13 protein-coding genes and 2 tRNA genes are annotated in these 14,023 nt (G+C 73.5%); 6 read left to right on the forward strand and 9 right to left on the reverse strand.

What is annotated here, in order from left to right; all coding sequences use genetic code 11:
* Positions 1-20: 20 nt before the first annotated feature.
* Positions 21-94: transfer RNA gene (locus tag ACI1MP_RS24750), tRNA-Lys, on the reverse strand.
* A 111-nt stretch (positions 95-205) separates the two neighbouring features.
* Between ACI1MP_RS24750 and ACI1MP_RS24755 the strand changes: the two genes are divergently transcribed.
* Together ACI1MP_RS24755 and pgi are read left to right on the forward strand one after the other, a co-directional pair.
* Positions 206-1,786 carry a Na+/H+ antiporter gene (locus ACI1MP_RS24755; protein WP_100588673.1) on the forward strand — a complete coding sequence of 527 codons (1,581 nt, stop codon included), beginning with the start codon at positions 206-208 and terminating at the stop codon, positions 1,784-1,786.
* Positions 1,787-1,969: 183 nt separating this feature from the next.
* Positions 1,970-3,634 carry a glucose-6-phosphate isomerase gene (pgi, locus tag ACI1MP_RS24760; protein ID WP_380341624.1) on the forward strand — a complete coding sequence of 555 codons (1,665 nt, stop codon included), beginning with the start codon at positions 1,970-1,972 and terminating at the stop codon, positions 3,632-3,634.
* A 58-nt stretch (positions 3,635-3,692) separates the two neighbouring features.
* Here pgi and ACI1MP_RS24765 read toward each other — a convergent pair whose 3' ends face one another.
* Entirely contained in the window at positions 3,693-4,343 is a 651-nt protein-coding gene (locus ACI1MP_RS24765) for a GntR family transcriptional regulator (protein WP_404869495.1), read from the reverse strand.
* A 58-nt stretch (positions 4,344-4,401) separates the two neighbouring features.
* On the opposite strand from ACI1MP_RS24765, the gene ACI1MP_RS24770 reads away from it, so the two are divergent.
* Genes ACI1MP_RS24770 through ACI1MP_RS24780 form a run of 3 tightly spaced genes read left to right on the forward strand, consistent with a single transcriptional unit; the run spans position 4,402 to position 7,249 of the window.
* Positions 4,402-5,190 (forward strand): (Fe-S)-binding protein, encoded by a 789-nt coding sequence (locus tag ACI1MP_RS24770; RefSeq protein ID WP_404869496.1) that lies wholly within the window; start codon positions 4,402-4,404, stop codon positions 5,188-5,190.
* Entirely contained in the window at positions 5,187-6,635 is a 1,449-nt protein-coding gene (locus tag ACI1MP_RS24775; RefSeq protein ID WP_404869497.1) for a lactate utilization protein B, read from the forward strand. Before ACI1MP_RS24770 ends, ACI1MP_RS24775 begins: the two co-directional genes overlap by 4 nt.
* Positions 6,632-7,249: an LUD domain-containing protein gene (locus ACI1MP_RS24780; RefSeq protein WP_100588678.1), complete on the forward strand. Its 618-nt coding sequence runs from the start codon at positions 6,632-6,634 to the stop codon at positions 7,247-7,249. The genes ACI1MP_RS24775 and ACI1MP_RS24780 overlap by 4 nt, the downstream gene beginning before the upstream one ends.
* A 2-nt stretch (positions 7,250-7,251) precedes the next feature.
* On the opposite strand, the gene ACI1MP_RS24785 is transcribed toward ACI1MP_RS24780, so the two are convergent.
* From ACI1MP_RS24785 to ACI1MP_RS24815, 7 genes are all read right to left on the reverse strand, one after another.
* Complete coding sequence (locus tag ACI1MP_RS24785) at positions 7,252-7,503, reverse strand: hypothetical protein (RefSeq protein ID WP_380341612.1); 252 nt, start codon at positions 7,501-7,503, stop codon at positions 7,252-7,254.
* Positions 7,504-7,616: 113 nt separating this feature from the next.
* Positions 7,617-7,690 (reverse strand) — tRNA-Lys (locus ACI1MP_RS24790).
* 87 nt (positions 7,691-7,777) lie between these two features.
* A complete protein-coding gene (locus ACI1MP_RS24795) occupies positions 7,778-8,281 on the reverse strand; it encodes a hypothetical protein (protein ID WP_404869498.1) in 504 nt (167 codons plus the stop codon).
* A gap of 117 nt (positions 8,282-8,398) precedes the next feature.
* Positions 8,399-8,806: a hypothetical protein gene (locus ACI1MP_RS24800; protein WP_380341609.1), complete on the reverse strand. Its 408-nt coding sequence runs from the start codon at positions 8,804-8,806 to the stop codon at positions 8,399-8,401.
* A 138-nt stretch (positions 8,807-8,944) separates the two neighbouring features.
* Complete coding sequence (locus ACI1MP_RS24805; protein ID WP_404869499.1) at positions 8,945-10,342, reverse strand: AAA domain-containing protein; 1,398 nt, start codon at positions 10,340-10,342, stop codon at positions 8,945-8,947.
* Positions 10,343-10,349: 7 nt separating this feature from the next.
* On the reverse strand, positions 10,350-11,948 hold the full coding sequence (locus tag ACI1MP_RS24810; protein WP_404869500.1) for a hypothetical protein: 1,599 nt from the start codon (positions 11,946-11,948) through the stop codon (positions 10,350-10,352).
* Positions 11,945-13,177 (reverse strand): hypothetical protein, encoded by a 1,233-nt coding sequence (locus ACI1MP_RS24815; RefSeq protein ID WP_380341602.1) that lies wholly within the window; start codon positions 13,175-13,177, stop codon positions 11,945-11,947. Before ACI1MP_RS24815 ends, ACI1MP_RS24810 begins: the two co-directional genes overlap by 4 nt.
* 169 nt (positions 13,178-13,346) lie before the next feature.
* Here ACI1MP_RS24815 and ACI1MP_RS24820 point away from each other — a divergent pair, with 169 nt between their 5' ends.
* Positions 13,347-13,991: a histidine phosphatase family protein gene (locus ACI1MP_RS24820; RefSeq protein WP_380341599.1), complete on the forward strand. Its 645-nt coding sequence runs from the start codon at positions 13,347-13,349 to the stop codon at positions 13,989-13,991.
* The last annotated feature ends 32 nt before the right edge of the window (positions 13,992-14,023 follow it).

Consider the following 14,023-nt stretch of genomic DNA (forward strand, 5'->3'; position numbering starts at 1 on the left):
GAGGGGCCTTCTGCTGTCTGTGCGCCGCCAGGGACTCGAACCCCGGACCCGCTGATTAAGAGTCAGCTGCTCTAACCAACTGAGCTAGCGGCGCTTGCTGACGGAGAGAACATTACCTGGTCAGCGCCGGAAACACACAATCGGTCCGGTTGGGGCGGGAACGTATGCTGAACGCGGCCGTCCGCTTTCTGCGAGAGGAACCGTCGTGGGCCAGCTGACCCTGCTCTTCCTGGTGCTGCTCGCCTCCGTGGTGACGATGCCGCTGGCGCGGAAGAGCAGAATCCCGCAACCGGTGCTGATGACCATGGTGGGCCTGGTGTTCGCCGTGGTGCCGCAGATTCCCAACGTCGAGATCGACCCGGAGTTCATCCTGCCGCTGGTGCTGCCGCCGCTGATCTTCGCGGTGGCGCGGCGTTCCTCGGTGCGGTACTTCAAGGCCAACGTCCGGTCGATCCTGCTGCTGGCCGTCGCGCTGGTGATCGTCACGACCACGGCCGTCGCGGGCGTCTTCTCCTGGCTGGTGCCGGCCGCGCCGCTCGCGGCGGCGGTCGCGCTGGGCGCACTGGTCTCGCCGCCCGACCCGGTGGCGGCCGTCGCGGTGGCGGGCGAGGTCGGGTTGCCGCGCCGGCTGGTCTCGGTGCTGGAGAGCGAGGGCCTGTTCAACGACGTCACCGCGATCGTCGTGTACTCGCTGGCGATCGAGGCGGTGGTCGACGGCGACCTGTCGGTCGGGCACGCGCTGCTGCGGTTCCTGCTGTCGGCGGTGGTCGCGGTGCTGGTCGGCGTCGGACTGGGCTGGGCCAACGCCAAGCTGGCGGGCCGGTTGCAGGACCCGACGCAGCAGGTGGCGCTGAACCTGCTGGTGCCGTTCGCCGCGTACACCCTGGCCGAGGAGGCGCACGGCTCCGGCGTGCTCGCCGTGGTGGTCTGCGCGCTGTACCTGGCCGACCGGGCGTCCGACGCCGACGACGTGTCGTTCCGGCTGGTCGGCAACGCGTTCTGGGAGATCGTCGAGACGCTGATCACCGGCGTCGCGTTCGGCCTGATCGGCCTGGAGCTGTCCACCGTCCTGCGGGACGTCAAGGACACCTGGCACACCATGCTCGGCGACACCGCGATCGTGATCGCCGTGGTGGTCCTGGTCCGGCTGCTGTGGCTGCTGCCCGCCGCGTGGCTGTCCAAGCGGCTCAGCCACGGCGACGAGGACACCCCGATCAGCTGGCGGGAGACCGTGGTGCTGTGGTGGTCCGGGATGCGCGGCGTCGCCACCGTCGCGCTGGCCCTCGCCATTCCGCTGTCCCTGCACAACGGGCTGGAGTTCCCGGCCCGCAGCGAGATCATCTTCATCGCGTTCAGCGTCGTCCTGTTCACCCTGGTGGTGCAGGGCCTGACGCTGCCCTACGTGGTGAAGCTGCTCGGCCTGGACAGCGACCACGACGCGCACGAGCAGGCCGTCCGGGACCTGTGGTGGCGGGCCGCCAAGGCCGGGCTGCACCGGCTGACCGAGCTGGAGGAGCAGGACCAGCTGCCGCCGGAGATCACCGAGCGGCTGCGCGAGCGCCAGCACGACCGGCTGGCCCGGCTCTGCCCGGACCGGTACGAGGAGGAGGAGGCGCTGGAGGCGAAGCGCCGCGGCAAGAAGTGGCGGCAGGCGTTCACGGTCGAGCAGGAGATGATCGCCGCGTCCCGCCGCGAGGTGCTGATCGCCCGCGGCGAGGCCGGCGCCGACCCCGAGATCGCGGACCACGTGCTGCGGACGCTCGACCTCCAGTCGGCCAGGAAGTGACGGTCCGTCGACCGCCCGGTGCGCAGGCCCGCGGATGTCCCGGCGGCGTGCTCCGCAGGGAATAGGGTTGGGGCGGGCAAGGCTGACGACGGATGAGGCAGACGCACCGTACCGGCCGGCCCCAGCGCACCCCTCCCGCCGGACCTGCCGGTATCGGCACCCGCATGACGCAAGGAGCAACCGATGACGGACACCCCCGCCAACGGCCGGACCCCGCTGGACCGCACTCCGCAGTGGGCCGCGCTGGGCAAGCACCGGGCCGAGCTCGGCGACCAGCACCTGCGCGAGCTGTTCGCCGCCGACCCCGACCGGGGCAGCCGCTACACCCTCCAGGTCGGCGACCTCTTCATCGACTACTCGAAGCATCTGGTCACCGACCGCACCCTGGACCTGCTGCGCCAGTTGGCCGCCGCCACCGGCGTCGCCGAGCTGCGCGACGCGATGTTCCGCGGCGAGAAGATCAACACCACCGAGGACCGCGCCGTCCTGCACACCGCGCTGCGCGCCCCGCGCGGGGCGGTCGTCGAGGTCGACGGGGAGAACGTCGTCCCGGCCGTGCACGCCGTGCTGGACAAGATGGCCGACTTCTCCGAGCGGGTGCGCTCCGGCGTCTGGACCGGCCACACCGGCAGGCGGATCCGCAACGTCGTCAACATCGGCATCGGCGGCTCCGACCTCGGCCCGGCGATGGCCTACGAGGTGCTGCGCTCCTACACCGACCGCGACCTGACGGTCCGTTTCGTCTCCAACGTGGACGGCGCCGACCTGCACGAGGCGGTGCGCGACCTGGACGCCGCCGAGACGCTGTTCATCGTCGCCTCGAAGACCTTCACCACCATCGAGACCGTCACCAACGCGGTCGCCGCCCGCAGTTGGCTGCTGGAGCAGCTCGGCGCGGGCGAGGAGGCCGTCGCCAGGCACTTCGTGGCGCTGTCCACCAATGCCCAGGGCGTCGCCGACTTCGGCATCGACACCGCCAACATGTTCGAGTTCTGGGACTGGGTGGGCGGCCGCTACTCGTACGACTCGGCGATCGGCCTGTCGCTGATGATCGCGATCGGCTCGGAGCGCTTCCAGGAGATGCTGGCCGGCTTCCGACTGGTCGACGAGCACTTCCGCACCGCGCCCGCGGAGCAGAACGCCCCGCTGCTGCTGGGCCTGCTCGGGGTCTGGTACGGCGCGTTCTTCGACGCCCAGGCGCACGCGGTGCTGCCGTACTCGCACTACCTGTCGAAGTTCACCGCGTACCTGCAGCAGCTCGACATGGAGTCCAACGGCAAGTCGGTGGACCGCGAGGGCCGCCCCGTCGACTGGCAGACCGGCCCCGTGGTGTGGGGCACCCCCGGCACCAACGGGCAGCACGCCTACTACCAGCTGCTGCACCAGGGCACGAAGGTCATCCCGGCCGACTTCCTGGGCTTCGCCCGCCCGGTCGACGACCTGCAGGCCGGCCTGGTCGCCCAGCACGACCTGCTGATGGCCAACTTCTTCGCGCAGACCCAGGCGCTGGCGTTCGGCAAGACCGCCGAGGAGGTCGCGGCCGAGGGCGTGCCCGCCGAGCTGGTCCCGCACAAGACCTTCCGCGGCAACCACCCGACCACCACCATCCTGGCCGACGAGCTCACCCCGCACGTGCTCGGCCAGCTGATCGCCCTCTACGAGCACAAGGTGTTCGTCCAGGGCGCGGTCTGGAACATCGACTCCTTCGACCAGTGGGGCGTGGAGCTCGGCAAGGTGCTGGCCAAGAAGATCGAGCCGGTGCTGCTGACCGGCGAGGGCGGCGAGGCGCTGGACGCCTCCACCGCCTCCCTGGTCGGCCGCTACCGCGAGCTGCGCGGCCGCAAGTAGCCCGATCCGTCCGACGAGGGCCCCGGGGCGATCCCCGGGGCCCTCGTCGTACGCGGCGTCAGCCGATGCGCGCCAGCAGGGAGTCCGCGTGCGCCGAGACGAGGGCGCGGGCCAGCTCCGGGTCGGGGACGGCGAGGGCGTCGGCGAGCGCCAGGTGCTCGGCGTGGTCCTCGGCGGCGTGCTCGCTGGTCGCGGTGGCGGCGGCCGAGATGCGTATCTGACGGTCCCACAGGGTCTCGTACAGGGAGGTCAGGACGGGGTTGCCGGCGACCCGCAGCAGGGTCAGGTGGAAGTGCCGGCCGGCCTCGACCGGGTGCGGGTCGCGGCGCTCGCAGGCGGCGCGCAGCTCGGCGGCGGCGGCCGTCAGCGCGGCCGGGCCGCGCTCGGCCAGGGTGTCGACGGCGGCGCGCTCGAACAGCACCCGGGCGGCCAGCACGTTCCGGGCCTCGCCCGGGGCGATCGGGACGACCTGTGCGCCGCGCTTGGGGTACAGGCGCAGGAAGCCCTCCGACTGCAGGCGCAGGAACGCCTCCCGGACCGGGGTGCGGGACAGGCCCAGCTCGATCGCGACCACGCCCTCGGAGAGCAGCGTGCCGCCCGGCCAGGAGCCGTCGAGCAGCCGGGTGCGGACGTGCTGGTAGGCCCGCTCCGCGGTGGACTGCGGATCGGCGGCGGTCGCGGCGGTCGGGTCGGTCTGCGCGTCGGTCACTCCGCCATTCTGCCACGCAATCCCACCTTGCATCCATGCTTGCATCTATGATGCAGGCATGCCTCCGAACGACCCCGGCCCACGCACCGCCCTGTTCGTGACCTGCCTGAACGACACCCTGTTCCCCGGCACCGGTCGCGCCACCGTCACCCTGCTGCGCCGCCTCGGCGTCGAGGTGGACTTCCCGCCGGCCCAGAGCTGCTGCGGGCAGATGCACTTCAACACCGGCTACCGCAAGGAGACCGCCAAGCTGGCCCGGCACTTCGTGGACACCTTCGGCGGCTACGAGCAGATCGTGGTGCCCTCGGCGTCCTGCGCCGGCATGCCCGCCGAGGCGTACCCGCCGGCCGTGGTCGGCGATCCCGGGCTGGCCCGGGAGGTCGCCGAACTCGCGCCCCGCGTCGTCGAGTTGACGGAGTACCTGACCGACCGGCTGGGCGTCGTGGAGGTCGGCGCGTACTTCCCGCACCGGGTCACCTACCACCCGACCTGCCACAGCCTGCGCGCCACCCGGCTGGGGGAGCGGCCCTACCGGTTGCTGCGCGCCGTCAGCGGCATCGACTTCGTGGAGCTGCCCGCGCAGGACGAGTGCTGCGGCTTCGGCGGCACCTTCTCGGTGAAGAACCCGGCGGTCTCCGGCGCGATGAACGGCGACAAGGCCCGGCACGTGCTGGAGACCGGGGCGTCCGTGCTGGCCGCCGTCGACAACTCCTGCCTGATGAACATCGGCGGCCGGCTGAACCGGGACGGCCACCCGGTGCGCACCCTGCACCTGGTGGAGATCCTCGCCCGGACCGAACAGGACGGGCCGCTGCCCGGCCTCCCCGTGGTGGAGGGTGCACGATGACGAGGTCGTTCCTGGGCTGGCCCGCGTTCCCGGAGGCCGCCGAACGCGAGGTCGGCAACCGGCAGCTGCGGGAGAACGTGCGCCGCGCCACCCACACCATCCGCGGCAAGCGGGCGGTGCTGGCCGCCGAGCGCCCCGACTGGGAGGCGCTGCGGGACGCCGCCGCCGGAATCAAGGACCAGGTGCTGGCGAACCTGGAGATCCACCTGCTCCAGGTCGAGGAGAAGGTCACCGCCGCCGGCGGCACCGTGCACTGGGCGCGGGACGCCGCCGAGGCCAACCGGATCGTCACCGACCTGGTCCGGGCCACCGGCGAACGCGAGATCGTCAAGGTCAAGTCGATGCTGACCGAGGAGATCGGCCTCGACGCCGCCCTCGAAGCCGCCGGGATCAACGCCCGGGAGACCGACCTCGCCGCCACCATCGTCCAGCTCGGCGACGACCTGCCCTCGCACGTGGTGGTGCCCGCGCTGCACCGCAACCGCACCGAGATCCGCGACATCTTCGTGCGCGAGATGGGCCGGTACGGCCGCCCCGCGCCCGACGGACTCACCGACGAGCCCGCCGAACTCGCCGAAGCGGCCCGGCTGCACCTGCGGGAGAAGTTCCTCGGCGCGAAGGTCGCCGTCTCCGGCGCTAACTTCCTGGTCGCCGAGACCGGCACCCTGGTGGTCGTCGAATCCGAGGGCAACGGCCGGATGTGCCTCACCCTCGCCGACACCCTGATCTCCGTCGTCGGCATCGAGAAGACCGTCCCGAGCTGGCAGGACCTGGAGGTCTTCCTGCAGCTGCTCGCCCGCAACGCCACCGGCGAACGGATGGCCCCCTACACCAGCACCTGGACCGGGCTGGGACCATCGAAGGGGGCCGACGGCGACGGCCCGCAGACCTTCCACCTGGTCCTGGTCGACAACGGCCGCACCCGCGCCCTCGCCGACCCGACCGGCCGGCAGGCGCTGCGCTGCATCCGCTGCGGTGCCTGCATGAACATCTGCCCCGTGTACGAGCGCACCGGTGGCCACGCCTACGGCTCGGTCTATCCCGGGCCGATCGGCGCGATCCTCAACCCGCTGCTCAAGGGCCTCGACGACCCGCAGACCGCGTCCCTGCCGTACGCCTCCACCCTGTGCGGCGCCTGCAACGAGGTCTGCCCGGTGCGGATCCGCTTCACCGACGTGCTGCTCGACCTGCGCGCCCAGGTCGCCGACGGCGGGAAGCACCCCGTCGAACGCGCGGCACTCGGCGCCGTCGGCGGTGTGATGGAACACCAGGCCGCCTGGAAGGCCGCCGTGAAGAGCATCGGACTGGTCGGCCCGCTGCTGCTGCCCCGGAAGATCCGACTGCCCGGCCCGCTCGGCGGCTGGACCGACAGCCGCACCGTCCCCGCCATCCCCCGGGAGTCCTTCCGCACCTGGTGGAAGCGGACCGAAGGAGACGCCAAGTGACCGACGCCCGCACCGAGATCCTCCGCCGGATCCGCGCCGCCGCCGTCCCGCCCGCGGTGGCTCCGCCCCGGCACTACCTGCGGCACGCCCCGGGCCTCGACGAGACCGACCGCCCGGCCGTGCTCGCCCTGTTCGCCGAACGGCTGACCGAGTACGGGGCCACCGTGCTGCGGGCCGACGCCGCCGCTGCCGCCGTGGCGCAGGCCCTCGACGGCGCACGCAGCGTGGTGGCGCCCGTCGGGCTGCCCGACGAGTGGACCGCCGACTGGAGCGGCGAGGTGCTCGTCGACCGGCCGCTGTTGGAGACCGCCCGACTCGACGCCGCCGACGCCGTCCTGACGGCCTGCACCGCCGCCGTCGCCGAATCCGGCACCCTGATCCTCGACGGCGGGCCCGGCCAGGGCCGGCGCGCCGCCACTCTGCTGCCCGACCTGCACGTCTGCGTGGTCCGCGCGTCCCAGGTGCACTCCGCGCTGCCCGGCGCGCTCGCCGTCCTCGACCCCCGGCGCCCGCTCACCTTCATCAGCGGGCCGTCCGCCACCGCCGACATCGAGATGATCCGGGTCAAGGGCGTCCACGGACCGCGCCGACTGGCGGTGGTCCTGCTGCCCTGAGATCAGCCCTCGGGGGTCGGCGCCGCGGAGATCGTCGGCCCCGCCGGACGCGGCGCCGGACCGTGCTGCGCCGTGTACACCAGCCCGAACCCCAGGCCGGCCACCAGCGTCACCGCCCCCGTCCACACGGACACCTGCCGCAGCCGCCGCTGCAGCCCCTCGCGCCGATGGGCGCGCAACGCCGCCGCCTCGGCCTCGGCGAGCTCGGTGTCGAGCCAGGCGGCCCAGTCGGAGTACAGGTCGTCGGACGCCATGACCGGGACACTAGCAGCCCTTTACGCGCACCCGGCCGAGCGACGGACCCGGGCCGCCCGTGGCCGGGAACGCCGAAGGCCCCCCGCTTTCGCGAGGGGCCTTCGACTGTCTGTGCGCCGCCAGGGACTCGAACCCCGGACCCGCTGATTAAGAGTCAGCTGCTCTAACCAACTGAGCTAGCGGCGCTTGCTGACGTGGAAGACTTTAGCAGCGGCCGGGGCCGGAGCCCAAATCCGTTTCCGGCCGGAGCGCCGCGTCCCGGGCACCCGGGGTTCAGCGGGTGTTCGGCAGCAGGTCGCCCGCCTCGCGCGGGGTGCGGGCGCGGGCGGCGCGGACGCAGGCCCAGAGGAGGACGGGGGCGCCCGGCAGCCAGGGCTCGCGGGTGTCGGGGGCGACGATCCAGCGTCCGCCGGCGGTGTCGGTGGAGTCCGCCGCGCGCTGGACCGGGGGGACGGTCACCGCGTCGCCGATGCCGTGGCAGAGCAGCGGCGGGACGTCCCGGGCCCACTCCTCCCAGGCCAGCAGGGTGCGGCCGCGGAAGGCGGCCACCGGGCCGCAGCCCGGGCCGGACGCCCACAGCTCGTCGAGCACCCGGCGGCCGAACACCGAGGGCATGCTGATCACGTCGAAGACCCGGCCGCACGGCAGGACGGCCGGCGCCCACGGGCGGGCCTCCCACAGTGCGCGCATGCTGCTCGGGTACTCGCTGGCGGAGGCCAGCCACGCCTCTCCGGCGACGCTGACGTACTCGACGGCCTGATAGGTCCAGATGTCCACCCGCCCAGCGTGGACCGGACACGCCCGGGATCGCGGCGAAAACCGCGTTCACCGGACATCGGCGGTGGCGAGGGCGTACCATCGCCCGCCGCATATGCCAGTGGCCTGGCGGGGACGTCAGCCCTCCGGGGTGCGGCGCTGCAGGGTGCGGCCGTACTCGACCATCTTCAGCGCGTAGTCGGGCGTCCACTCGGCGCGCTCGGCGATCTGCTCCGCGGAGAGCGCGTCGAAGCGGCGCGGGTCGGCGAGCTGGGCCGCGGCGATCGCCTGGAAATCCGTGGCGCGCTCCGCCGCGGCGCGGAACGCCAGCGTCAACTCGGTGGAGCGGGAGAGCAGTTCGGCCGGATCGGCGATCGACTCCAGGTCGAAGAAGCGCTCCGGCTCGGGCTCCCTGCCCTCCGGTTCGAAGATCAACTGGGCCGGGCGGATCCGACGCCCCCGATCGCCAGGCCCCGGCACGGCCGGTACGGCAGCCGGAACCGGCGTACCGCTCTGGTCGGACGCCTGCGGGTGCGGGTCGGGCATGGCGGGGCACCTCCGGGGTGGTGAAGGGATGACGGCCGTCGTCCATTGTCGCGCGCGGACCGCAGGTAGCGGAACGGTGCGCCCCCGGTTGCTATTCCCCACCACCGGCGCACGCCACCTGCCGCGCGCCGGGGCGCATCAGGACAGGCGCACCCGGTGCTCCGACAGCCGCGCCAGCACCGCGTGGTTCGCCTCCCAGCCGTCCGGGAACTTCACCGCCACCCCCAGCTGCACCGGCTCCGTCGACGGATGCTCGTCCAACAGCTCCGCGATGCCCGCCCGGGCCACCACGATGCACGCGTGCCGGTGCCGCGACGCCAGCACGCACAACCGACCCGTCTCCAGGTGGAACGCCGTCGCGTCCGGGCGGCCCGACAGCGGATGCAGCACCACCGTGACGTCGTACTCCCGGCCCTGCAGCCGGTTCGCGGTGTCCACCGTCACCGCCTCGCCCAGCGCCGGATCCACCGGCACCCCCAGCCGCGCCAGCTCCGCCCGCACCGCCGCCGCCTGGTCCCGGTGCGCCGTCCCCACCGCCACCCGGCCCGCCGTCAACCGCGCCGAACCCTGCTCCGAGACCGCCGTCAACTCCCGCTCCAGCAGCCGCTGCACCGTCCGCGCCACCGCAGCCACCGCCTGCGCGTCGGTGCGCACCGTGTGCCGGGCCGGCAGCTCCAGCAGCGCCCAGCCGCTGTCGGCCGCCTCGTCGATCGCCGCGTCCACCGCCGAACCGTCCGCCCGCACCCCTGGATGCAGCGTCCGCTCACCCGGGCCGGTGCCCGAACGGAACGGCGTGTACGGGTAGAACGCCGAGGAGATCAACGGCGCCGCCGAGGCCGGCAGCCGCCACGACACCGGCAGCCGGTGCGGCCGGATCGCCGGATTGTGCGCCAGCAGCGTCACCACCGCCGAACTGGACGGGTCGTACGACAGACCCGCCCACTGGTCGGTGCCCACCACCGTGAACGGGTCCAACTGGCCCGGATCACCCACGAACAGCGCCCGCTCGAACAGCCGGGCCACCGCCAGCAGCGCGTCCGAACGCATCTGGTACGCCTCGTCCACAATCGCCTGCCGCCACGGCTGCTCGGTCTTCACCCACTGCCACTTCGCCGCCGTGGAGATCACCACGTCCTGCTCCAGCAGATCCACGACCTTGTCCTTCGCGGTGACGTTCACATGCCGCAACGCCTCCGGGGCCGGCTTGGAATCGCTCGCGTGCAACCGGCCGATCGACATCTCCGGCGCCTTCGACGCCAACCGGTCCACCAGGTCGTCCACCTGGCTGTTGGTCTGCGCGACGATCATCAGCCGCTCGCCCGCACCCACCAGCTCCCGGGCCGCCCGCACCACCAGCGTCGACTTGCCCGCACCCGGCGGGGAATCCACCACCACCCCGCGCGGGGCGCCCGGCCGCGGCCGCACCACCGCGTCCAGAATCCCCGCCACGGCCCGGTCCGCGGCCTCGCCCGGCGACAACGCGCCCGTCGCCGCAGCATCCTGAGGGTCGATCACCAGGTCTCCAGAGAAGCTCATCCGCACGTCATTCCCACTCGTCCGCACCGGCCGGTGAATCCTCGCCGACCACCGGCGGACCACCGTGCGTCCACGGAGTGTCCGCAGGCTCCGGCAACGGCGCCGACTGCCGCGGCGACAGCTCGAACAGCGTGAACACCACCTGATCGCCCACCGCCGGCACACTGCCCGGCTCCGGATCCTTCCGCCGACCCATGCCCGACAGCAGCCGCACCGCCACCTCGCCCGGCTCCGCCGAGACGATCTCCGCCCGCTGCGCCGGCTCCGCGTGCGCCCGGTACACCTCCCGGCCCGGATCGGCGTGCGGACGGTCCCCCGTCCGCACCACCAGCAGCGGACGCGGCTTCGGCGACTTGCCCTGCGTCCACTCCGGCACCACGTCCACCACCTCGCCGGCGAACGCCTCGCCCGCCAGCCGGCGCTCCGCCATCGCCAACGGATCGTCCAGCGCCTCCTGGATCTCCAGCTTCGCCTGCTCCCGCTCGCGCTGCGCCAGCTTGCGGGCCGCCGTCACCGCGTCGTCCCGGCGCGGCTGCGGCGGCTCGCCCGCCGCCACCCGGTCCCGGTGCATGGTGAACGACCAGCGGTCGCCCTCCCAGCGGTCCGGCAGATGACCGGCCGGCGGCAGCCCGCGCAGCAGATCCACCCCGCGCCACACGTCGTGCCAGGTCGGCAGCGTCGCCGCCAGCAGCACCCGGGCCAGCTCCGCCCGGGCCCGCTCGACCAGCCCCGCCGCCCGGCGCTCCTGCACCGCGTCCCGCGAGGCGTCGGCCTGCTCCCACACCGCCACCGCCGCGTCGTGCCGCAGGATCGCCGGGGCCAGCACCCGCTCGTCGAACTTCGGATCCGTCGCCGGACCGGCCGGCGGACACCGCAGCAGACCGTCCGCGTCGCGCGCCGACTCCACCCACTCCGCGGCGACCGCACCCGTCACCGCCGGCTCCATGCCCTCCGGCGGCAGGTGCCAGGCCAGCCGGGCCGCCAGGTGCTGGTCCTCCAGGTTCGACTGACCCGTCGCCCAGTGCCGCGACAGCAGGCCCGTCATCGCCAGCAGCATCGACGAGCCCGGCACCTGCGCCCGGTCCGTCAGATGCGTCAACCACCGGCCCAGCAACGGAACCCGGGTCGGCGCCGGGTACTCGCCCGGATCCGGGTCCTCCGCCGTACGACGGAACCGGGTGGAACGGCCCAGCAGCGCCAGATGCGCCACGCCCGCCGCGTTCGGCACGATCAGCTGCGGCGCGTCCGCGCACAACTCCCGCACCACCGGCAGCTTCTCGCCGCTCACCGGGTCCTTCTCCGAACCCTCCAGCAGCTCCACCTGCTCGTTGAACGACTCCAGGTACGGCACCACGTCCGCCGCCATCGCCGCCAGGAACTCCGAACGCTGCGTGCGGTTCAGCGGCTGCGGCACCAGATGCAGCCGCGGCGCGTCCCGGTCCGTGCCCAGCAGCACGGCCAGCGGCGCACCCGCCTCACCCGCCGCCGCCAACGGCACCAGCACCATCGGACGTTCCGACAGATGCCGGTGCCGCACCGTCGCCAACGGCTCCGCCCGCTGACCGCGCACCGCCTCCAACCGCGCCAGCGTGGACAGCAGACTCACCGGACGCCCCCGAGCCGCGCGCCCCCGACCGCCAACGCCTCCGCCCGCAGCCGCGCCGCGTACGCCAACCGCTCGGACGCCTCGTCCAGCCCCAACTCCGCCAGCAGCGCGGGCTCCAGGCCCTGCTCCACACCCCGCTCGGCCGCCGCCAGCGCCGCCTCCACGGTGCGCAGCGAACCCAGCTCCCCGCGCACCCCGCGGCCCAACTGCTCCACCGCGCCCGCACACCTGGCCTGCGACCGGCAGTGGAAACCCAACTCGCAGGTCGAGATGCACTCCGGACCGTACGCGGCCGGCACCGTCGACACCGCCTCCGCCAACTCCTCGACCGGACGGGTCGGCGCCCCCGAGTCGTCCCGCGCCAGGTCGAAGGTCACCCCCTCCGGCAGCGCCGCCAGCAGCTGCTCCACCCTGGTCATCCGGGACAACTGCCGCCGGGTGGTGGACAGTTCGCGCCGCACGTCGACCGGCACCGCGACCGGGCGGTTGGAGAAGTCCTTCGGGCAGACCAGCAGCACCGTCAACTCCGGCGCGCCCGGCAGCTCCTGCACCGCGTAAGGATCCGCGGACGGCGCACCACCGGCCAGCCGGGCCGCCGCCTCCTGCAGGGCCAGCACGTACACCGCGGCCTGCCGGGCCGCCGCGCCGACCTTCGCCGGATCTGCTGAACCGTCCAGCACCGGGAAGGACTTGATCTCCACCACGGTGCACCGGCCGCCGTGCACCACCACCGCGTCCGGCTCCAGGTACGCCGGGCTGCCGGCCACCTGCAGACGCAGCATCGGATGGTCCAGCAGCGTCCAGGACGCAGGGTCGGCGGCCGCCTCCGCCAGTGCCGCCAACGTCCGCTCCGTGCGCACTGCGGGGGACTGCGACGGCAGCAGATCCGGCACCGCCAGCGAGGCCACCTCCTCCTCCGGCACCCCCAGCATCCGGCGCAGCGGCTCCAACAGCACCGCGTAGCCGTCCCGCTTCAGCCGGGACTCGAACTGCAGGCCCCGGCGGATCGCGAACGGCGACTGGCCGAACGGCGCGGGCCGGCCCAGGCGGTCCGCCAGCGCGGTCTTGTCCACCCCCGCGGCATCCAGCAGTGCGCGGCGGCGGCATCCGGGATTGGCGGCGAGAGCGGCGAGGGCCCGGGCGTCGAGACTGCGCTGCGGCGCGGAGCCGCGCAGCTCGGAGAGCCGCCGGAGCGACGGGGAAGCCTGCCCCAAGTGCGAGACGTTCATGGTGCGGCCCAGTCTCGCACCCGCCGCCGACAAAGCGGAGTCGGTCACTCGATCCGGCCGGGCCGGTGGGGGATCATGGGCCCGGTGGTCCGCAACGGCGCGGCCGCGCCCCGCAGTCCTCGAAGCCCTTCGCGCTCCCCGCGCACCCACTTCGAATGAGGTAGCCCCCATGCCCGCCCGCATCGTGCTGGTCCGCCACGGCGAGACCGCCTGGTCGGTCACCGGCCAGCACACCGGCCGCACCGACATCCCGCTCACCGACGATGGCCGCGCCATGGCCCGCGCCCTCGGCGAGCGCCTCCGCCGCGCCCCCTGGCACGGCCTGCCCACCGCGGCCGTCTACACCAGCCCGCTCTCCCGCGCCCGCGAGACCGCCGAACTCGCCGGCTTCGGCGACCGCGCCGTCGACCGCCCCGAACTGCTGGAATGGGACTACGGCCAGTACGAGGGCCGCACCGGCGCCGACATCCGCGCCACCGACCGGCCCGGCTGGCTGATCTGGCGCGACGGCGTCCCCGGCGGCGAGAAGCTCTCCGAGGTGGCCGCCCGGGTCGACTCCTTCCTCGCCGAGCTCAACGGACGGCACGGCGTCCCCGACGCCGACACCACCACCATGCACTGCGCCGACTGCGAGGTCGTGCTGTTCGCCCACGGCCACCTGCTGCGCATCCTCACCGCCCGCTGGCTCGGCCTCGCCCCCGAGTACGCGCAGCGCTTCAAGCTCGGCACCGCCTCGCTCTCCGTACTGTCCTGGGAGTACGGGCTGCCCGCGGTCGAGACCTGGAACGACCAGAGCCACCTCGAAAAGGCCTGACGGTCCGGGAGCCGGTCCCGTCGCACTGATCC

Origin of the sequence: Kitasatospora griseola, assembly GCF_044999035.1 — a bacterium.
In the GTDB taxonomy this organism is placed as follows: domain Bacteria; phylum Actinomycetota; class Actinomycetes; order Streptomycetales; family Streptomycetaceae; genus Kitasatospora; species Kitasatospora griseola.